Origin of the sequence: Roseovarius sp. PS-C2 (genome assembly GCF_018862045.1) — a bacterium.
GTDB lineage: Bacteria > Pseudomonadota > Alphaproteobacteria > Rhodobacterales > Rhodobacteraceae > Roseovarius.
Genome location: NZ_JAHKSQ010000001.1, coordinates 363,721 through 382,878 on the forward strand (window position 1 = coordinate 363,721; position 19,158 = coordinate 382,878).

At 60.8% G+C, this 19,158-nt stretch carries 17 protein-coding genes; 14 read left to right on the top strand and 3 right to left on the bottom strand.

Features of this window, described 5'->3' with window-relative positions:
* Positions 1-4 precede the first annotated feature (4 nt).
* The gene (locus KPG71_RS01785; RefSeq protein ID WP_216336306.1) at positions 5-787 is read left to right on the top strand and encodes an inositol monophosphatase family protein; all 783 of its coding nucleotides are present in this window, start codon (positions 5-7) and stop codon (positions 785-787) included.
* Positions 788-851: 64 nt separating this feature from the next.
* On the opposite strand, the gene KPG71_RS01790 is transcribed toward KPG71_RS01785, so the two are convergent.
* Together KPG71_RS01790 and KPG71_RS01795 are read right to left on the bottom strand one after the other, a co-directional pair.
* Positions 852-1,784, bottom strand: coding sequence for a choline/ethanolamine kinase family protein (locus KPG71_RS01790; RefSeq protein ID WP_216336307.1), 933 nt, complete (start codon positions 1,782-1,784; stop codon positions 852-854).
* Positions 1,785-1,805: 21 nt separating this feature from the next.
* The gene (locus KPG71_RS01795; protein WP_216336308.1) at positions 1,806-4,229 is read right to left on the bottom strand and encodes an FAD-dependent oxidoreductase; all 2,424 of its coding nucleotides are present in this window, start codon (positions 4,227-4,229) and stop codon (positions 1,806-1,808) included.
* 155 nt (positions 4,230-4,384) lie between these two features.
* Here KPG71_RS01795 and KPG71_RS01800 point away from each other — a divergent pair, with 155 nt between their 5' ends.
* The 5 genes from KPG71_RS01800 (at position 4,385) to KPG71_RS01820 (ending at position 9,325) form a co-directional block, all read left to right on the top strand.
* Entirely contained in the window at positions 4,385-5,146 is a 762-nt protein-coding gene (locus tag KPG71_RS01800) for a DeoR/GlpR family DNA-binding transcription regulator (RefSeq protein WP_216336310.1), read from the top strand.
* Between the two features lie 213 nt (positions 5,147-5,359).
* Entirely contained in the window at positions 5,360-6,433 is a 1,074-nt protein-coding gene (locus KPG71_RS01805) for an extracellular solute-binding protein (RefSeq protein ID WP_216336312.1), read from the top strand.
* A 71-nt stretch (positions 6,434-6,504) separates the two neighbouring features.
* The gene (locus KPG71_RS01810) at positions 6,505-7,608 is read left to right on the top strand and encodes an ABC transporter ATP-binding protein (RefSeq protein WP_216336314.1); all 1,104 of its coding nucleotides are present in this window, start codon (positions 6,505-6,507) and stop codon (positions 7,606-7,608) included.
* Entirely contained in the window at positions 7,608-8,465 is an 858-nt protein-coding gene (locus KPG71_RS01815; RefSeq protein WP_216336316.1) for an ABC transporter permease, read from the top strand. Before KPG71_RS01810 ends, KPG71_RS01815 begins: the two co-directional genes overlap by 1 nt.
* Before the next feature lie 11 nt (positions 8,466-8,476).
* On the top strand, positions 8,477-9,325 hold the full coding sequence (locus KPG71_RS01820; RefSeq protein ID WP_216336318.1) for an ABC transporter permease: 849 nt from the start codon (positions 8,477-8,479) through the stop codon (positions 9,323-9,325).
* A gap of 60 nt (positions 9,326-9,385) precedes the next feature.
* Here KPG71_RS01820 and KPG71_RS01825 read toward each other — a convergent pair whose 3' ends face one another.
* On the bottom strand, positions 9,386-10,288 hold the full coding sequence (locus KPG71_RS01825; RefSeq protein ID WP_367397293.1) for a MurR/RpiR family transcriptional regulator: 903 nt from the start codon (positions 10,286-10,288) through the stop codon (positions 9,386-9,388).
* A 143-nt stretch (positions 10,289-10,431) separates the two neighbouring features.
* On the opposite strand from KPG71_RS01825, the gene KPG71_RS01830 reads away from it, so the two are divergent.
* The 8 genes from KPG71_RS01830 (at position 10,432) to KPG71_RS01865 (ending at position 19,127) form a co-directional block, all read left to right on the top strand.
* Positions 10,432-11,205 carry an N-formylglutamate amidohydrolase gene (locus KPG71_RS01830; RefSeq protein WP_216336320.1) on the top strand — a complete coding sequence of 258 codons (774 nt, stop codon included), beginning with the start codon at positions 10,432-10,434 and terminating at the stop codon, positions 11,203-11,205.
* Positions 11,198-11,794 carry a TRAP transporter small permease subunit gene (locus KPG71_RS01835; RefSeq protein WP_216336322.1) on the top strand — a complete coding sequence of 199 codons (597 nt, stop codon included), beginning with the start codon at positions 11,198-11,200 and terminating at the stop codon, positions 11,792-11,794. Before KPG71_RS01830 ends, KPG71_RS01835 begins: the two co-directional genes overlap by 8 nt.
* Positions 11,794-13,116 carry a TRAP transporter large permease subunit gene (locus KPG71_RS01840; protein ID WP_216336324.1) on the top strand — a complete coding sequence of 441 codons (1,323 nt, stop codon included), beginning with the start codon at positions 11,794-11,796 and terminating at the stop codon, positions 13,114-13,116. Before KPG71_RS01835 ends, KPG71_RS01840 begins: the two co-directional genes overlap by 1 nt.
* A 53-nt stretch (positions 13,117-13,169) precedes the next feature.
* Entirely contained in the window at positions 13,170-14,207 is a 1,038-nt protein-coding gene (locus KPG71_RS01845; protein WP_216336325.1) for a TRAP transporter substrate-binding protein, read from the top strand.
* Between the two features lie 80 nt (positions 14,208-14,287).
* Positions 14,288-15,649, top strand: a complete 1,362-nt coding sequence (locus KPG71_RS01850; protein ID WP_216336327.1) for a glutamine synthetase family protein — start codon at positions 14,288-14,290, stop codon at positions 15,647-15,649.
* 17 nt (positions 15,650-15,666) lie between these two features.
* Positions 15,667-17,049, top strand: coding sequence for an aldehyde dehydrogenase family protein (locus KPG71_RS01855; protein WP_216336708.1), 1,383 nt, complete (start codon positions 15,667-15,669; stop codon positions 17,047-17,049).
* A complete protein-coding gene (locus tag KPG71_RS01860; RefSeq protein ID WP_216336329.1) occupies positions 17,046-18,191 on the top strand; it encodes an iron-containing alcohol dehydrogenase in 1,146 nt (381 codons plus the stop codon). The genes KPG71_RS01855 and KPG71_RS01860 overlap by 4 nt, the downstream gene beginning before the upstream one ends.
* 177 nt (positions 18,192-18,368) lie before the next feature.
* Positions 18,369-19,127 carry an SDR family NAD(P)-dependent oxidoreductase gene (locus tag KPG71_RS01865; RefSeq protein WP_253196009.1) on the top strand — a complete coding sequence of 253 codons (759 nt, stop codon included), beginning with the start codon at positions 18,369-18,371 and terminating at the stop codon, positions 19,125-19,127.
* Positions 19,128-19,158 lie beyond the last annotated feature (31 nt).

Below are 19,158 nucleotides of genomic sequence, written 5' to 3' on the forward strand. Positions count from 1 at the left end.
CCCGATGCCCGATACCGCCGACCTGCGCCGTCACCTGGACATGGCCCTTGATATTACCGAAGCGGCAAGCCGCATCTCCCTGAGCCATTTCAATGGCGCATTCGAGATTGTTACCAAGTCCGACGCCAGCCCCGTTACGATTGCCGATCAGGAAACCGAACAGGCCATTCGTGCCGCCCTGCAACGGGCCTTCCCGGAAGACGGGATTTTCGGCGAGGAATACGGCACCGAGGGGCTGAACAATGAAACGGTCTGGGTCGTCGATCCGATCGACGGCACACGATCCTTCATTGCCGGAGTGCCGTTGTTCGGCATGCTTCTGGCCATGACGCGAAACGAGATACCGCAACTGGGCATCTGTCGGCTGCCCGCGTTGGGGCAGGTGTATGCAGGCGCGCGCGGCCTGGGGGCGACGCGCAACGGGTCGCCGATCCGGGTTTCCGGCTGCAATCGCCTGAGCAATGCGATGCTGTTCATCAACGAGGGCGAAAAAATCTATGCCGAAGACCCTGCGCTGTTCGATCGCCTGATGGCTGCCGGGCGCCTGCGGCGGCTGGCCTATGATTGCCAGCCCCATGCCCTGATGGCGGCCGGTCAGGTGGACGCGGTGGTGGATTTCGACCTGAAGCCTTATGACTACCTCGCCATGATTCCAATCATCGAAGAGGCTGGCGGGGTGATCACCGACTGGCAGGGCAAACCGCTCGACTTTTCCTCTGACGGGCGGGTGGTCAGCGCCGCCACGCCCGATCTTCACGCTGAACTCCTTGCGATGCTGGCAAAATAAAATGGGCGCGCGAAACACTCCGCGCGCCCCAGTTTCCAGAGAGAAGACACTCCCAGGAAGAGACTTACCCGGCCCGCACGGCCTCGACATGGCCGGCAAATGCCGGATCGGACATCAGTGCCTTGCAGCGTTCGAACCGCCCTGTTGAATAGGCCCAGAAATCCTCGGCCGGGTTGCCGTCCGCATGCTGGATCAATCCCCAAAGCGTCCAGAGCAGATCGCACATCGCCTTGTAGATCACTGTCCGGCCAATCTGTTCGGGCGTCGGAGCCTGCCCGAAATAGGCGGTCAGCATCTCGATATCCTGCTCATCGCTCAGCCCCGCCTCGACCGACAGATCACCCAGATCCCAAAGCGGGTCGTTCATGCCGGAATATTCGTAATCCACGATCCACATGCGCGCGCCATCGTCGAGGAAGTTTTCGCACAGCGGATCGCAATGGCTGGGCACCAGATCGCCCGGTTTCTCGGCCAGAAGCCGCTTGATCGGCTCGGCCTCGGCCACCACCTGCGCATAGCCTTCGGGCAGGTCGGTCTCTTTGGTGGACAGCACTTTCAGATAGTCGTCGATCATCGAAAACAACTCGAAGCGAAACTTGAACGGCTCCCTGGCGTCGTGCAACTGGCGCAACGCGGCCCCGGCCCGCGCCGGAGACCCGGCCCGGCTCTGGAACAGATCGGGCGTCATGGTGACGATCCCCTCGATACAATCGCACACCATGTTCCCCGTATCCGGGTCGGCCCACAGCACCTCGGCGGACACGCCCGCCGCCGCCGCGATGCGCGTGTTGTGAATTTCCACGGCCCGGTCGATATAAGATTCCGTTCCCTCGCCCGGAATCCGCACGATCACGCTGCGCCCGCCGCTTTCCACGCGGTAGACAAGGTTTGTCAGCCCGCCAAGCCGCTCAACGGTCACGGTCTCGGGGGTCACGCCCCCGAAACCTTCGACATTGCGCAAGACAGTCAGCACTTGTTCGGTATTGGTCTTTGTCATTTTTATACCTCCCCGTTTTCTTCAGGCTTTCAGGCGTTCATTCCTCGGATCATAAAGCGGCCCCTCGACCCGGCGGATCGCATGGCGTTCGCCGAAAAGTTCCAGTTCGAACTCGGTCTCGCCAGCGATATCCATCGGCAAATAGCCAAGAATGATCGTCTTGCCGACAGTGTGGCCATATCCCGCACTTGCCGCCAGCGACACCGTTGCGCCGTCCTTCAGGATGGTTTCGCCGCCTGTCGTTGGCAGTTTGTCATCGCAAGTAAAGCTGCACAGCTTTTTGCCGGTGCCGTCTGCCTTTTGTTTCTCCAGAACCGCACGCCCGGTGTAATCCCCCTTGCTCTTAAGATGAACGCGAAAGCCAAGTCCGGCCTCGACCGGGGTACAGTCGGGCGTGATATCGGCGCTCCAATAGAGATACCCCTTTTCAAGCCGCAGGGATTCGATGGCGCGGTAGCCGACATCGCGAATGCCGTGCGCCTGTCCTGCCTGCCACAAGCAGTCATAGACGTGGCGGGCGAATTCGGTGGGAACGTGCAACTCCCACCCTAGTTCCCCGACATAGCCGATACGCACGGCCTGCACATGGGCTGCGCCGACGACAATGCCCTGCGCGGTGCCGAACGGAAATGCCGCGTTGGACAGATCATTCTCGCTGACGGCCTGCAACACGTCGCGCGCCTTGGGTCCACAGATATTGATCACCGCCCGCCCCGAGGTCACGTCGATCAGATGCACTGACCCGTCCTTTGGCAAGGCGCGGCGAATCCAATCGCTGTCATGCATGCCAAAGCCCGATCCGGTGACGATATAGAACCTGTCCTCGCCCAGCCGGGTGATCGTCAGATCCGCCTCGATACCGCCGGTCTCATTGCAAAGCTGGGTATAGATCACGCTGCCCACGGGCTTGTCCATGTTCGACACGGCCATGTGCTGCAGGGCCTCCAGCGCCCCTTTGCCGAACAGTTCGAACTTGGCGAAACTCGACTGGTCGATCAGGGCCACGCCTTCGCGCACGGCCTTGTGTTCTTCGGCGGCGTATTTCTGCCAGCCCGGATCGACAAAGGCCAGTTGGTCGACCGGTTCCACCCCTTCGGGCGCAAACCACAACGGGCGTTCCCAACCGTTTTTCGACCCGTAAACCGCCCCGTGTTCCTTCAGCCGGTCGTAAAGTGGGCTCAGGCGCAACTCACGCGCCGTCTCGGCCTCCTGCCCCGGATAGCGCATTTTGTAGTGGTGCGCGTAATGCTCCACCGCACGCGGATACATGAAGGCGCGCGTGGCATGGTGCGGGCTGAAGCGGCGCACATCCAGCGGCCACAAATCAAGGCTTGGCCGCCCGTCGAGAATCCATTCCGCGATCATCTCGCCCGCGCCGCCGCCTGCGGCAATCCCGTAAAGGAACCCGGTGGACAGCATCAGGTTGTCCAGTTCGGGCGCCCATCCCATGACGAAATCACCGTCGGCCGAATATGGAATCGGGCCATTGATGACCTGCCGGATACCGACCTCGTTCACCACCGGCGTCACCTCTCCGGCCATTTCCGCCAGAGGCGCAAAACGGTCCAGATTGTCGGGCAGAAGCTGGCGCACGAATTCGCCCGGTATCCCCTTGTCGCCAAAGGGCAAGGTGCCTTCTTCATAGCCGCCGATCACGAGGCGGCCACCGGCATCGGGCTTGTAATAGACCAGCCGTTCGGGATCGCGCAGGGTGGGCAATCCCTTGACCAGATCGGGATTGGGCAGCGGCTCGGTCACGATATACTGGTGTTCGACCGCACAGGCAGGCACCGTGACGCCCAGCTTGTCGGCCAGTTCGCGGCTCCACATCCCGGCGGCAAGGATCACGTTCTCGGCTTCGTAATCCCCTTCCGAAGTCATGACCCTGGTGATCCGGCGCCCGGTAATCTCGAAATCGGTGACCTTAACGCCCTGCCGGATCTGTACGCCGCGATTGCGCGCACCCGCCGCGATCGCCTGGCACAGGCTGGCCGGATCGACATGCCCGTCCGACGGAATAAACGCCGCGCCCTCCAGCCCATCGGCGTCGATATACGGGAAAAGTTCCTTGGCTTCGGCTGGCGTGATGATGTCCATTTCAAGGTCGAAACTGCGCGCCATGGTCGCCAGCCGCTGCGCTTCCAGAAGGCGCTCCTTGGTGGCGGCAAGACGCAGGCTGCCGACCTTTTTCCAATCGAACGCCATTCCCGTTTCCGCCTCGAGCGCGTCATACATCGCGACCGACCGTTTGAGCATGCGCGTCGTGTTTCGCGACGACCGCAACTGCCCCACCAGACCGGCAGCATGCCAAGTGGCACCTTCGGTCAGCGACGCCTTTTCCAACAAGACGATGTCCTTTTCGCCGGATTTGGCCAGATGATACGCGATGGAGCATCCGATGATCCCCCCGCCCACGATAAGGTGCTTTGCCGCATGCGCCGCCATGTCTGATCATACCTTCTGTAAAATGGTGTCGAGGAAAATACATCCGAACTTTCAACATAAATCAACATTTTTGTATTATTTATGTTGAATTATGTTGATCACGCTGAAATTTTCCGCTCAAACTTTCCGGGGAAGGTGCGTAAAATAGTCGAACCATGTCCAAATACGAACACGATATCCTGAGTACGGTGAACTTGCGCGGCACGGTTTCGGTCACGGAACTGGCGCAGATTCTCGATGTGTCGGATCAAACGATCCGGCGCATCGTCAAGCCATTGGTCGAGCTTGGAAAAGTCCGCAAGGTGCACGGGGCGCTGGTCAGCACGCAAAATGTGATGGACCCGCCTTTTCTGGCCCGCATGAACGAGAACCGTTCGAAAAAGGTGGCAATCGCCAACAGGGTTGCGCAACTCATCACCGATGGCGGATCGGTCATGATCGACACGGGATCGACCTCTGCTTTCGTGGCTCAGGCCCTGGCCAACCGGAAGAATCTCACCGTGATCACCAACTCGGCCTATATCGCAAGCAAACTCGCGATGATCGAAGGAAACCGGGTGTTCATGGCCGGCACGCAATTGCGCAACCATGACGGCGCCGCCTTTGATCGGGCCGCGTTCGAGGTCATCGCCAGCGCATCCGTCGAGATGTCGATCATTTCCGCATCTTCTGTGCATCCCAAGCGCGGGTTTCTGGCATTCGACCAATGCGAGGTGGATATCGCCCAGGCGATGATGGAAGTCTCCGCCCGAACCGTCATGGCGGTCGATTGCACGAAATTCAAGGAAACCGGAACAAAAGCGTCATTGCGCATGCCGCCTCTCAGAGCCCAGGACATCGTTGTCTGCGACTCGCGCCCTGCCGAAAGATTCGATGATCTGCTGAACGCACAGGAATTTATTTCTGCAGACACATAAAGACAGGGCGGCAAGTCCATCGTAAATCCGGAGTCTGCGTGTCCTGACCACGGCACCGGCTTGCGGGAAGGCCCCTGCGATCTCGGGCCAATATGGCAAAGACCGCGCCATCGGTTCCGAGTGTCATCTAGGTTTTACTTGGAAAGCGGCCCATTCCTGCACTAACAATAAATTGGACCAATCGGACAAATCCGTTCAAGACAGGGAAGTCTCATGAAAACCTACGCTACACAGTTGAAATTCGCTGCCGTCATCACCGGTGCCTTTACACTTGCCGCCCCCGCCAATGCGGACACGCTGCGTCTTCTGACATGGGGCGGCTATGCGCCCGAGAATGTCATCGAGAAGTTCGAGGCCGAAACCGGCCACACCGTCGAAGTGACGCTGTCGAACAACGAGGAAATGATCGCCAAGCTGCGCGCCACCGGCGGCGGCGGTTTCGATCTGGCGCAACCCAGCCAGGACCGCATCGCCGGGCCGCAGGCCGAATTCGGCATCTACAAGCCCATCGACCTGTCCAAGATCGACGAGTCGCAATTCATCCCCTCGATGCTGATGGCCACCAAGGCCAACACCACCGTTGGCGATGAAATCTACGGCGTGCCGCATGTCTGGGGCACCTCCGGGCTGGTTCTGGACACCGCAAAGGCCAACATGGTCAAGGATTACACCGATCTCTGCGCACCCGAGGTGTCGGGCAATGTCTCCTATCGCCTGCGCCGCCCCACGCTGATCGGCTTTGCCTTTTCGATGGGGATGGACCCCTTCGCCGCCTATGGCGACGAGCAGGCCTATACCGAGATGATGGAAAAGGTCGAAGCCAAGCTGAAAGAGTGCAAACCCAACGTCAAAGCCTACTGGTCGGGCGGTGATGAGCTGATGAACCTGCTGCGCTCGGGTGAAGTCGTAGCTGCGATGGCATGGGACACCGGCGGTTGGAAGCTGAACGACGACAATGCCGATATCACCTTTGTCGCACCCGCCTCGGGTGCGCTTGGCTGGATCGACACCTTCGTCCTGCCCGCCAAGGGCCGCGCGGACGATGCCGCCTATGACTGGATCAACTTCGTGATGCAGCCCGAGGTATCCGCCATGATCACCGATTCCGTCGGCAACTTCACCGCCTCGCAGGGCGCCGACGAATATGTTTCGGACGCCCTGAAAGCCAAGTATCAGGCCAGTTTCCCGCCCGAGGCCGTGGACAACATCAAATGGTACCCCCCGGTTCCCGCCGGGCTCGAGGTGATCGAGGGCGCTGTACTGGATCGCGTCAAGGCCGCCAACTGAGACCGGACATACTCTGAAAGCCCCCGTTCAACCGGCGGGGGCTTTTTGCTTTGCAAGGACAACGATACCCCATGACGGCACCTGATCTTGAATGCACTCACCTGACCAAGCGTTTCGGCGATACCACCGCCGTTCAGGATGTCAGCTTCGAGGTACCACCGGGCTCTTTCTTTTCGATCCTCGGGCCGTCGGGCTGCGGCAAAACGACGATCATGCGCATGATCGCCGGGTTTCTGGCCCCCACCAGTGGGGATATCCGCATCAAGGGCCATTCGGTTCTGGATGTCGCCCCCAACAAGCGGCCGGTGAACATGGTGTTCCAGCATCTTGCGCTGTTTCCGATGATGACGATTTCCGAGAACATCGGTTACGGGCTGCGCCGCAACGGCCTGCCAAAGGCCGAAATCACCCGCAAGGTGGGCGAAGTGCTGGAACGCATCGGCCTGCCCGACATCGGCGCGCGCAAGGTCGATGAACTTTCGGGCGGGCAGAAACAGCGCGTGGCCATCGCCCGCTGCATGGTTCTGGAACCCGATGTGCTGCTGCTGGACGAACCGCTTGGCGCACTCGACCTGAAACTGCGCGAGCATATGAAAATCGAACTCAAATCCCTCCAGGCCGCCTTCGATACCACCTTCGTCTACATCACCCACGACCAGAGCGAAGCCCTGGTCATGTCCGACAACATCGCTGTGATGAATGCCGGGCAGTTCGAACAGGTCGGCAGTGCACGCGATCTGTATTACCGCCCTGAAACGGCCTTTGTCGCCGGGTTCGTGGGCGACAGCAACCGCTGGCGGGGGCAGGTCACGGGCGTGTCCGGCGACACGTTGCAATTGCGCAGCGAAAACGGGCTCGAGTTGCGCGGAGCCTGTCACGGACGCACCCTGGCCCGGAACGATACCGCCGAAATCTTCGTCCGCCCCGAGGCCATTCGCCTTGGCCACAGTGCACAGGACGTTTCGCATTTCGACAACCGCCTGTCCGGCGAGGTCACCAGCCTGCTGTTCAATGGCGCGGCCAGCCGCATCCTGATGCGCCCCGACAGCGGCGGCGAGGAAATCGAGGTCACCCTGCCCCAGTCGGGCGAATTCGCCCATCTCGACCGCGGCGCACAGGTGCATGTCGGCTGGTCCAGCGATCAGGGAAGCTGCTTTGCAGCGGGGGCAGCCTGATGCAGACCGCGCATCGCCTCGGCTTCGTGCTGCTGCTGACACCACTGGTTCTGTGGCTCGCCCTGTTGATCATCATTCCCCATATCGACATGTTCTTCGTGTCCCTGCGCGAACGTGTCGGCGTGGGGGAATACCAGACCAGTTTCGCCAACTACCGGACCTTCCTGGAAGAACCGCTTTACCTGATGACCTTCGCGCGCACGGCGGTCATGTCGGTGCTGGCCACCGCGCTCACCCTGCTGATCGGCTTTCCCGTGGCCTATTACATCGCCAAGATCGCCCGCGGGCGGGTTCGCTCGGCGCTGTTCCTGTTGTGCCTTGTGCCGTTCTGGGTGTCCGAACTGGTCCGCACCTTCGGATGGATGATCCTGCTGCGCGAAACCGGGGTGTTCTCGTCGTTCTTGCAGTGGGCCGGCCTGGCGCAAGGCCCGGTCGAAATGCTCTATAACGACGCCGCGATCATGGTCGGGCTGGTCTATACCTCGATGCTGTTCATGGTGGTGCCGCTGGTGACGACGCTGGACAGCCTCGATGACGCCGTGATCGAAGCCGGGTACGACCTTGGCGGGTCCGGTCCGTCGATCCTGCGCGAAATCGTGATCCCCCATGCCATGCCCGGCATCGTTTCGGGCTCGATCGTGGTGTTCATGCTGTCGCTCGGCAATTACCTCACACCGATCATGCTGGGCGGTAAGGACAGCCTGTGGTTCACCGAACTGATCTATTCGCAGTTCATCGTCCGCTTCAATTGGGAACTGGGCGCGGTGTTCGGCTTCATGCTGCTCATCCTGTCCTCGGTCATCGTCTGGGGCACATTGCGCCTGACCGGCCAGACCCTTGAAAAGACGATGGGATAAGGAGGCGCGCCATGATCCCTACCATCCCGCAAAGCCGCCTGATCCGCGCCACCTATGGCGCTTATGTCGCTCTGTTCTTCATCTACCTCGCCCTGCCATTGGCCGTCGTCGCCATCTTTGCCTTCAACGACAGCCAGTTCCCGTCGCTGCCGTGGGAAGGTTTCACATGGGACTGGTTCTTCGGCGACGAGCGCCCCAAGATCGGCGTGTTTCACGAACGCCCGATCCTGCGCGCCATCGGCACATCGGCCTTTGTCGGGCTGTGTGTTTCGCTCTTGTCCGTGGCGGTCGGGACTTCGAACGCCTTCCTGTTCAACCGCTATGATTTTCGCGGCAAGGGAGTGTTCTATGTCCTGATGCTGCTGCCACTGGTCATTCCCGGCATCGTTCTGGGTATCTCGATCCTGGTATTTTCTTCGACCGTGGCAAATGCGGCGTGGAACGTCATGGAGTGGGACATCATGGCGCTGCGTCCGGGGTTGTTGCTGGTGATCCTCGGGCAATTCTCGTTCATCACCACCATCTCCACCCTGGTTATCGCGACCCGGCTTCAGAAATTCGACCGCTCACTGGAAGAGGCCGCGCTGAACCTCGGGGCTGGCCGGTTGACCGCCGTGCGCACCGTCACGATCCCCTTCCTCATGCCCGCGCTGATCGGCGCTTTCGTCGTTGCCTTCCTGATGAGTTTCGAGAACTTCAACACCACGCTGATGCTTGTCGGCTCGGACGCGCCCCTGACCATCGCGATGTTTGACCGCCTCAAGGAAGGCTCAACCCCGCTGCTGAACGCAGTCTCTCTGCTGCTGATGGTCGGGTCCAGCCTGCTGGCGCTGGTCATGATCGCATTTCAGCGCAAGTAATTGCCAGAGGCATCATACGGTATCTCGACATCGGAGGCGCCGCCGCCCTGTCGCGCTCCTTCAGTTCTTGCGGAACAGACGTGTCATTTCGAACAGCTTGTCCAGCCGCTCGAAGCGCTCGCGCGCCTCGGGCCAACGCTCTTCTTGCGTGGCCGCGATCAGCGCCTCGATCAAGGACAGCGTGGCAATGTTCGAATCCCACGCCGACGGAATTTCACCCCAGCAGTGAAACGTCGCCTCCGCCAGACCGGCAACGGGGCTGGCCCATTGATCAGTGATCAGGATAACGCGCACTCCCCGGTCCGATGCGATTTCGGCCAGCCTGAGCAGGTTTTCCTCGTATCGGCGTACATCGAAGATCAGAAGGGTATCTCCTTCGACCATGTCCAGCACGTAATGCGGCCACGTGGCCGGCGACGAGGTCAGATGCGTCACGCCTTCACGGATCGCCTGAAAATGCGTAAAGGCATATTCGGCCAATGACCGGGTTATCCGCCCCCCCACGATATACAATCCCGGAGCCGACGCCATCAGCCGCGCCGCGGCATCGAATTGCGTCGTGTCGATATTCGAGAACGTCTGGGCAAGGTTCTGCGTCACAGCGCCTGCAAAACGATTGAGCATGTGCGATTCCGGGGCTTCCGCCGCCCAGACCGCACGCCGCTCCGTCGGGCCCGACACCTTGGCCTGAAGCTCCTGCAAAAGCGCCTGGTGAAACTGCGGGAACCCTTTGAACCCCAGCTTTTGCACCATTCTCGCGACCACCGGCGTCGAAACCCCTGCCCCCTCGGCCGCAGCCGTGATCGTTGCCAGCCCCGCATTGGGGTAGTTTTCAACCAGGGCATTGGCGAATTTGCGCTCTGACTGGGTGAGCGTCTGGTAATGTTTGCGGATCAACTGGCGCACCGTCGGCGTGGCCGCGGCCACGGAAACGGGCAGGTCGGTATCGGCTTCATCGGTCACGGGCGTGCCCCCTTGCGGCTGCTTTCCTGAGCAGAACCCCGGATATGCGACGAGGCTGTCGGGTTTCTTTCCTCAGGCTGCTGGAAAAATATTGACGAAAAACTTTCCTCGTGGAAAGCTTTTTCCAACAACGAGGGGGCGACATGGCCAATAATGACGAAAAGGCCTTTGAAATACTGAACGCGGATGGCCGGGGGGCGGCTGTCATCGTGTGCGAACATGCTTCGAATCACTTTCCGGCCCGGTATCGCAACCTGGGACTGAGCGAGACCGACCGCCAAAGCCACGCCGCCTGGGACCCAGGTGCCGAAGCCCTGGCGCAACGCCTGTCGCAAGCACTAGATGCCCCATTGATCGTGGGCCGCGTCTCGCGCCTCGTCTACGATTGCAACCGCCCGCCCGAAGCGCCGGGAGCCATGCCCGAACGTAGCGAAGTCATCGACGTGCCGGGCAATGTCGGGTTGAGCGACGAAGACCGCGCCGAGCGCGTGCATTGCGTTTACGATCCCTTTACCACAGCGCTTGGCAATCTCCTGACGCGGCAGGCTCAGCGCGCAACGCCCCCCGCCCTGATCACCGTGCACAGTTTCACTCCGCTCTGGTTCGGCGAACATCGAAGTGTGGAAATCGGCATCCTGCATGATGACGACAGCCGCCTTGCCGATGAGATGCTGGCCCGGGCCGAAAGCATTCCGGGGCGCAAGATCAATCGCAACGATCCGTACGGCCCCGATGACGGCGTCACACACACGCTGCGCCTGCACGGGCTGGCCAACAATCTGGCGAATGTGATGATCGAGGTTCGTAACGATCTGATCGAAACCCCGGCAGAACAAGATGCCATCGCAGAAGAGTTGTTGACGCTTCTGCGTCCCGCACTGGCCCGACTGACACAGGCGGAGGCCGGCGATGCATAAGGCGATGCAGGCATATATCCGCGCGATAGACCGGATGAACCACGTCATAGGACGGGTCGCGATGTATCTGATCTTCGTTCTCATGGGCGTGCTTTTGTGGTCCTCGGTTTCCAAGACCTTTCTGACACCATCCATCTGGACCCTGGAAACCGCCCAGTTCGTCATGGTGGCCTATTACGTATTGGGCGGTCCCTATTCGATACAGCTTGGATCGAATGTGCGCATGGATCTGTTTTACGGAGACTGGTCGCCACGCACCAAGGCCTGGGTCGACGGGTTCACCGTCTTCTTCCTGCTGTTCTATCTGGTGGTCCTGTTCATGGGCGCGGTCAGTTCGACGGCCTATTCGCTCGGGTATTTCGGGATGGAGCCCTTTGCCTTCTTCGGTGACCTGTTCATGACGCTGATCACACAGGGGTTTGCCGCGGCCCATGAAAAACTGGGCTTTCTCGAAAAAAGTCCCACCGCATGGCAACCGCAACTCTGGCCGATCAAGGTGGTGCTGTGCCTGGGGGTATTTCTGATGATCCTGCAATGCGTTGCGGAGTTTTTCCGCGACCTGGAACGTCTGCGCGGGAGTGAAGCCTGATGTCGCATGACCTGATCGCAATCGTCATGTTCTCGGGCATGATGCTGATGCTGATGACCGGGCAGCGCGTGTTCGGTGCAATCGGCTTCGTCGGGGCGCTGGCCGGGGTTCTGCTATGGGGCACAGGCGGGGTGGAAATTCCGTTCTCGGCGGCCATGAAGCTGATGAAATGGTATCCGCTGCTGACGCTGCCGATGTTCATTTTCATGGGCTATGTCCTGTCCGAAAGCCGCATCGCCGATGACCTCTATAAAATGTTCCATGTCTGGATGGGCCCGGTACGCGGCGGGCTTGCCATCGGCACGATCGGGCTCATGGTCCTGATTTCGGCCATGAACGGGCTGTCGGTGGCGGGCATGGCAATCGGCGCAACCATCGCGTTGCCGGAACTGCTCAGGCGTAACTACGACAAGATCATGGTCACGGGGGTCATACAGGCCGGATCATCGCTTGGCATTCTGGTTCCGCCCTCGGTGGTGCTGGTGCTGTATGCCATGATCGCACGGCAGCCCGTGGGGCAACTGTGGCTGGCCGGAGTCATCCCCGGCCTGCTCATGGCCTCGCTGTTCATTCTGTACATCTACATCCGCTGCCGGTTGCAGCCGAACCTCGGCCCGGTCCTGCCCGAGGACGAGCGCAACGTATCCATGGCCGAAAAGCTGCGCCTGCTGCGCGCCGGAATCCTGCCGCTGGTTATTTTCGCCGTCATGATGGTGCCCTTCGTCAAGGGGTGGACCTCGCTGGTGGAAAGTTCGGCCATCGGAGCGCTGGCCGCCTTTCTGGCTGCCGTTCTCAAGCGGCGCATGACGCGCGAGGTGTTCGAGAGATCCGTTCGTAGTACGCTGGCGATTTCCTGCATGTTCATGTGGATCATCCTTGCCGCGTTAGGCTTTGGCGCGATCTTCGACGGGCTTGGCGCGGTGCGCGCCATCGAGGGACTGTTCACCGAGACCTTGAATCTCAGCCCGTGGATGATCCTGATCCTCATGCAGTTGAGCTTTATCATCATGGGCACGTTCCTGGACGACACCGCCATGCTGGTGATCGTCGCGCCGCTTTATGTGCCGCTGGTCGGGGCGCTCGGGTTCGATCTGATCTGGTATGGGGTGCTGTACACGATCACCACGCAGATCGCCTATATGACACCGCCTTTCGGGTATAACCTGTTCCTGATGCGCGCCATGGCCCCGCCCGAGATCGGGCTGCGCGACATCTATCGCTCGATCGTACCCTTCGTGGCGGTCATGGTGCTGGCGCTGGCGCTGGTGATGATCTTCCCGCAGATCGCGCTCTGGCTGCCGGAATACGTATACGGGAAATAATCAACACAAGAAGCCCTGCCAAAGGGCCGCATTTTCAACAAGGAGAGAAGACAATGACCACGACAAGACGCAAGTTCCTGAAAACCGCCGGGGCCAGCGCCGTCGCCGCGCCGCTGGCCGCCCCGGCCATCGCGCAATCCACCATCACATGGCGGATGCAGACCTATGCAGGTGCCGCGCTGGCCGAGCATGTCGTGAAACCGGCTATCGACACGTTCAACAAGATCGCCGGAGACCGCATGCAGATCGAGCTGTACTTCGCCGATCAGCTGGTTCCCACGGGCGAGTTGTTCCGCGCGCTTCAACGCGGAACAATCGACGCCGTGCAATCGGACGACGATTCAATGGCATCGCCCACCGAAGTGACCGTTTTCGGCGGCTATTTCCCCTTCGGCTCGCGCTATTCCCTGGATGTGCCAGTGCTGTTCAACCAGTACGGCCTCAAGGAAATCTGGGACGAAGAATACGCCAAGGTCGGGGTCAAGCACATCTCGGCCGGGTCCTGGGACCCCTGCCACTTTGCAACCAAGGATCCGATCAACAGCCTTGAGGATCTCAAAGGCAAGCGCGTCTTCACCTTCCCCACTGCGGGCCGCTTCCTGTCGCAATTCGGCGTCGTGCCTGTCACGCTGCCTTGGGAAGACATCGAGGTCGCCGTGCAGACCGGCGAACTGGACGGCATCGCATGGTCGGGCATCACCGAAGACTACACCGTGGGTTGGGCCGACGTGACCAACTACTTCCTGACCAACAACATTTCGGGTGCATGGGTCGGCCACTTCTTTGCCAATATGGGCCGTTGGGACGAATTGCCCGAAGACCTCAAGCTGCTGCTGGCCACCTGCATGGAGCAATCGCACTATTACCGCCAGTGGTGGTACTGGGGCGGTGAGGCCCGTTTGCGGGTGAACGGCGAAAAGATGCAGCTAACCACGATCCCCGATGCCGAATGGGCCACGGTCGAAAGCGCCGCGCGCGAATTCTGGGACGAAATCGCCGCAGAGTCGGAAACCAAGCGCAAGGTCGTGGAGATCTTCAAACAATACAACACCGACATGGAGAAGGCGGGCCGGCCTTACCGCTACACCTGAGCGGGCCAAACCCCGCCATTGAAAGCCGAAGGGGGCCAGAAACCAGCCCCCTTCCCCAAGCCTGAACGGAGCAAATCAAAATGACAGCCCTGACCCTGGACGAGCTGAAAACCAAGGCCGCGAGCGGCGAAATCGACACCGTGCTTGCCTGTGCCGTGGACATGCAGGGCCGCCTGACAGGCAAGCGGTTTCACGTCTCGAACTTTCTTGAGACCGGGTTCGAGGAAACCCATTGCTGCAATTACCTTCTGGCCACCGACCTGGAAATGGCCACCCCGGATGGCTATGCCTCGACAAGCTGGGCGTCGGGTTATGGTGATTACGTCATGAAACCCGACCTGTCCACGCTTTGCCCGGTGCCGTGGCTTGAAGGCACCGCGATGGTGCTGTGCGATTACCTTGACCACCACGATCATGCCCCGGTGCCGCATTCCCCGCGCCAGATCCTCAAGGCGCAGATGGATCGGGCCGCCGCGTTGGGCTTTACCCCGATGATGGCGACGGAACTGGAATTTTTCCTGTTCGCCAAGACCTATGATGAAATCCGCGCCAGCGATTACCGCGATCTGGAAACGCTGGTGAAATACAATCAGGACTACTCGATCCAGTTCACCAGCCGCGAAGAGCACGTGATGCGTCCGGTGCGCAATGCGCTTTACGCAATGGGCATCCCGGTCGAAAACACCAAGGGCGAAGCCGAGATCGGCCAAGAAGAGCTGAACATCCGCTATGGCGATGCCCTGGCTGCCTGCGACCAGCACACACTGGCCAAGCACGCGATCAAGGAAATCGCCGCCCAGCAGGGCCACGCCGCCACCTTCCTGCCAAAATGGCGCTCGGACAAGGTTGGCAGCGCCGCGCATATCCACCAGTCGTTGTTCAATGACGACGGCAACGTGTTCCACGATGCCGACGGCGCCTATACCATGTCGCAGACCATGCGCCATTACGTGGCGGGCCTGCTAAAATACGCGCCGGACTGCATGTTGCTGATGGCGCCCTATATCAACAGTTACAAACGCTTCGTACCGGGCACCTTCGCGCCCACGAAAACTGCATGGTCCATCGACAACCGCACCGCCGGGTTCCGCCTGGTGGGTGAAAACACCAAGGGCGTGCGGATCGAGTGCCGCATTCCCGGCTCGGACATGAACCCCTATCTGGCCTGCGCCGGGCAACTGGCCGCCGGTCTGGCCGGGATCGAGGAAAAGCTCGACCTGCCCGATCCGGTGCAAGGCGACCTGTACAGCATGACGGACATACCCGACGTGCCGCACACGCTGGCCAGCGCCACACAAACCTTCCGCAACTCGGACATGCTGCGCAAGGCATTGGGCGATGATGTGGTCGATCACTACACCCGCGCCGCCGAAGTCGAACAAGAAGATTTCGACCGCGCCGTCACCGATTACGAATTGCAGCGCGGTTTCGAACGCGCCTGACCTGAACCTCAGAGGACATCATGACAACGCTGACTTGCACATCCCCAATCGACGGATCGGTTTTCGCCACACGCGAGACGCTGAGCGCGCAAGACGCCCGTGACGCCATCGCCGAAACCCGCGCCGCACAGGCCGAATGGGCCGCCCGCCCCTTGCAGGAGCGCATTGATCTGGTCATGGCCGGGGTCAAGGCCGTGGGCGAAATGAATGACGAAATCGTACCGGAACTGGCGCGCATGATGGGCCGCCCCGTGCGCTATGGCGGCGAATTCGGCGGTTTTGAGGAACGTGCCTCGAAAATGGCCGAACTGGCAGAGGAAGGCCTTGCCGATATCGAAATCTCCAACGACGGCGATTTCCACCGCTATATCAAGCGCATCCCGCATGGTGTTGTCTTCGTGGTTGCGCCCTGGAACTACCCCTACATGACGGCGATCAACACCGTCGCCCCGGCCCTGATCGCGGGCAATACCGTGGTGCTGAAACACGCCACGCAAACGCTTCTGGTGGGCGAGCGCATGGCGCAGGCCTTCCACAAGGCCGGCGTCCCCGAAGCGGTTTTCCGCAACGTGTTCCTCGATCACGAGACCACCTCGACACTGATTTCCGAAGGCCTGTTCGATTTCGTGAACTTCACCGGCTCGGTTGGCGGCGGCAAGGCGATGGAACAGGCCGCCGCGGGCACCTTCACCGGCCTCGGGCTGGAACTGGGCGGCAAGGACCCCGGCTATGCCATGGATGACGCGGACCTCGACGCGGCCGTTGCCGTGCTGATCGACGGGGCGATGTTCAATTCGGGGCAATGCTGCTGCGGGATCGAACGGATCTACGTGCATGAAAGCCTGTTCGACAGCTTTGTCGAGAAGGCCGTCGAGATCGTCAGGGGCTACAAGCTGGGTGATCCTCTGGACCCGGAAACCACCATCGGCCCGATGGCCAATACCCGCTTTGCCGCCGAAGTTCGCGCACAGATCGCCGAGGCCGTCGAAAAGGGCGCGACCGCCCATATCGACACCTTTGCCGAGGACGATGGCGGCACCTACCTGACGCCGCAAATCCTGACCGGGGTCACCCATGACATGCGCGTGATGCGCGACGAGAGCTTCGGCCCTGTCGTGGGCATCATGCCAGTGCGCGACGATGCCGAAGCGATCGCATTGATGAACGACAGCCCCTTCGGCCTGACCGCCTCGCTCTGGACACGGGACGAGGCGCGCGCCGCCCGCGTGGGCGATGCCATCGAAACCGGCACGATCTTCATGAACCGCGCCGATTACCTTGACCCGGCGCTATGCTGGACCGGCTGCAAGAACACTGGCCGTGGCGGCGCGCTTTCGGTCATTGGCTATCACAACCTGACACGTCCCAAATCCTACCACCTCAAGAAGGCCACGACATGACACTGACTGCCAACTGGTCCTATCCCGCCGCCATCCGTTTCGGTGCCGGCCGCATTTCGGAACTCGCCGATGCCTGCACGCAATCCGGCATATCGAAACCCCTGCTTGTCACCGACAAGGGGCTGGCCAGCCTGCCGATCACCGGGCAGGCGCTGGACATCCTTCGCAAGGCCGGGCTGGACGCCGCAATGTTTTCCGAGGTCGATCCCAACCCCAACGAAAACAACCTTGCCGCCGGGATCGCCGCCTATAAGGCGGGCGGCCATGACGGCGTGATCGCCTTTGGCGGCGGCTCGGGGCTCGATCTGGGCAAATGCGTGGCCTTCATGGCCGGGCAAACGCGCCCTGTCTGGGATTTCGAGGATATCGGCGATTGGTGGACCCGCGCCGATGCCGATGCCATCGCCCCGATCATCGCCGTGCCCACCACCGCCGGAACCGGCTCGGAAGTAGGTCGCGCTGGCGTTCTTACCAATTCCGAGACGCATGAGAAGAAAATCATCTTCCATCCCAAAATGCTGCCCGCAGCGGTGATCTGCGACCCCGAACTGACGGTCGGCATGCCCAAACCCATCACCGCCGGCACCGGGCTCGATGCCTTTGCCCATTGCGTCGAGGCCTTTTCCAGCCCGCATTATCATCCGATGTCCCAGGGCATCGCGCTTGAAGGCATGCGGCTGGTCATCGAAAACCTGCCCCGCGCCTACGACAATGGCACCGATATCGAGGCCCGTGCCCACATGATGAGCGCCGCCGCGATGGGCGCGACTGCATTCCAGAAAGGCCTTGGCGCGATCCACGCCATGAGCCACCCGATTGGCGCACATTTCAACACCCACCACGGCACCACCAACGCCGTGTGCATGCCTGCCGTTCTGGACCTAAACGCTCCGAAAATCGCCGAACGCTTCGACCGCGCGGCGGGCTATCTGGGCATTGATGGCGGGTTCGAGGGCTTCCGCGCTTTCGTGGACCGGTTCAACGACCAACTGGGCGTTCCCAAGGGGCTTGCCGCGCTTGGCGTGACCGAAGATACGATCCCCGATCTGGTCAAGGGCGCGATCAAGGACCCGTCCTGCGGCGGCAATCCCGTCGAACTGACCGAGGAAAACCTGACGGCTCTGTTCAAGGCCGCGATGTAAGCCGGTCCGGCCTCATTTCACGACCTCGACTCATGGCGGCATTCGTGCCGCCATGTCCCTTCCCGGCCAATCGCCTATTCGTATTTCCTATAGCTATCCGACACCTGCCCTGCGCGGCTTACTTCCGCCTTGCAAACCCGGTTTCTCATAGTAGCGTAGCCTGGGAAACAAGAGGGAATGATCATGCAAAAATGCGCCATCGTGACCGGGGCCGCGCGCGGCATCGGGCTGGCCACGGCCAAACAGTTTCTGGAACAGGGCTATGTTGTCTCAGTCGTCGACCGCGACGAGACAGAGCTGGAGAAGGCACTGGACGAATTGGGCAAAGGCGCAATCGGCTTGCCCCATGACATTTCATTCCCGGAAAAGGCCGAAGCCATGGTGGCCGAAACGCTGGAGGAGTTCGGTCGGGTCGACGTGCTGGTCAACAATGCAGGCGTAGCCGATTTCGGCCCGGTCGAAGACACCGATTTCGCCCGCTGGCGCAGGGTCATGGAAACCAATCTGGACGGTGTGTTCCTGTGTTCGCAGGCCGCCACACCGGCGCTCAGGGAAACCAAGGGCGCGATCCTGAACATCGCCTCCATTTCCGGGCTGCGGGCCTCGACGCTGCGGGTCGCTTATGGCACCTCCAAGGCCGCCGTGATCCACCTGACGCAACAGCAGGCTGCGGAACTGGGCGAGTACGGCATTCGCGCGAACTGCGTATGCCCCGGCCCGGTACGCACCAAGCTGGCGATGGCCGTCCATACCCAGGACATCATAGATGCCTATCACGACGCGATCCCGCTGAACCGCTATGGAACCGAGGAAGAACTGGCCAATGTCATCACCTTCCTGTGCTCGGACAAGGCCAGCTATGTCACCGGCCAGATCGTGGCGGTCGACGGTGGCTTCCAAAGCACGGGCGTCGGTCTGCCCGCCCTGCGCAAGTGACCTGAAAGCCGCGGCGGCATAAGCATATCGG

Coding starts and splice junctions, on each gene's coding strand:
- KPG71_RS01865 (WP_253196009.1), top strand. CDS start 18,369: ATGATCATGCAAAAATGCGCCATCGTGACCGGGGCCGCGCGCGGCATC.
- KPG71_RS01860 (WP_216336329.1), top strand. CDS start 17,046: ATGACACTGACTGCCAACTGGTCCTATCCCGCCGCCATCCGTTTCGGT.
- KPG71_RS01820 (WP_216336318.1), top strand. CDS start 8,477: ATGATCCCTACCATCCCGCAAAGCCGCCTGATCCGCGCCACCTATGGC.
- KPG71_RS01785 (WP_216336306.1), top strand. CDS start 5: ATGCCCGATACCGCCGACCTGCGCCGTCACCTGGACATGGCCCTTGAT.
- KPG71_RS01815 (WP_216336316.1), top strand. CDS start 7,608: ATGCAGACCGCGCATCGCCTCGGCTTCGTGCTGCTGCTGACACCACTG.
- KPG71_RS01850 (WP_216336327.1), top strand. CDS start 14,288: ATGACAGCCCTGACCCTGGACGAGCTGAAAACCAAGGCCGCGAGCGGC.
- KPG71_RS01845 (WP_216336325.1), top strand. CDS start 13,170: ATGACCACGACAAGACGCAAGTTCCTGAAAACCGCCGGGGCCAGCGCC.
- KPG71_RS01795 (WP_216336308.1), bottom strand. CDS start 4,229: ATGGCGGCGCATGCGGCAAAGCACCTTATCGTGGGCGGGGGGATCATC.
- KPG71_RS01830 (WP_216336320.1), top strand. CDS start 10,432: ATGGCCAATAATGACGAAAAGGCCTTTGAAATACTGAACGCGGATGGC.
- KPG71_RS01810 (WP_216336314.1), top strand. CDS start 6,505: ATGACGGCACCTGATCTTGAATGCACTCACCTGACCAAGCGTTTCGGC.
- KPG71_RS01800 (WP_216336310.1), top strand. CDS start 4,385: ATGTCCAAATACGAACACGATATCCTGAGTACGGTGAACTTGCGCGGC.
- KPG71_RS01840 (WP_216336324.1), top strand. CDS start 11,794: ATGTCGCATGACCTGATCGCAATCGTCATGTTCTCGGGCATGATGCTG.
- KPG71_RS01805 (WP_216336312.1), top strand. CDS start 5,360: ATGAAAACCTACGCTACACAGTTGAAATTCGCTGCCGTCATCACCGGT.
- KPG71_RS01790 (WP_216336307.1), bottom strand. CDS start 1,784: ATGACAAAGACCAATACCGAACAAGTGCTGACTGTCTTGCGCAATGTC.
- KPG71_RS01835 (WP_216336322.1), top strand. CDS start 11,198: ATGCATAAGGCGATGCAGGCATATATCCGCGCGATAGACCGGATGAAC.